1 protein-coding gene is annotated in these 587 nt (G+C 30.2%); it reads left to right on the top strand.

All coding sequences use genetic code 11. The features are described from left to right. Positions 1–587 (top strand): LysR family transcriptional regulator substrate-binding protein (locus V7183_RS22250; protein ID WP_335360867.1); only part of this gene is annotated, 587 nt, incomplete at both ends.

Here is a 587-nt window from a genome sequence, read left to right on the forward strand (position 1 = left end):
ATACTATGGACAACCTTTGTTTTATCGTTCAAACAAAAAAGTTGAACTTTCTGATTTTGGAAAAAGAATATTACCATTGTTAGAGAGACAGTTAGATATAATGGAGAAAACAAAGGAAATTGCCAAAGAGTACCTAACAAAAGAAAAAGTAATTTGTCTAGGGGTAACATATTCTTTATGGAATCCTGTTTTAGTTAAGTGGGTTGAACATATACATACTGTTTTTAGAAATATACATTTTAAATTTATAACAGACCATTCTCCACAAATAATGGAGGGTGTTAAAGATGGTTCTATAGATATTGGAATAGTTTATCATGCTCCATTAAATGATAATATTAAAATTGAAGTAGTGGGATATGATTGTTTTTCCTTATATGGTGCCTCTTCTTTTCATATCAATGAGAGACTTAATTCGAATAACATTATAAACTATCCAATCGTATATCTAGATTGGGGAAGAACTTTTGATGATTGGTTTTTTAGAGAATTCGGTGAATCGTTTACACCTTTTGTACAAGTTGGTCACAGTAAAACTTTACTAGATTTTGTAAAATCCGGACAAGGAATTGCATTTATTCCGGATC

This window comes from Bacillus sp. JJ1127 (assembly GCF_036965845.1).
Classification (GTDB): domain Bacteria; phylum Bacillota; class Bacilli; order Bacillales; family Bacillaceae_G; genus Bacillus_A.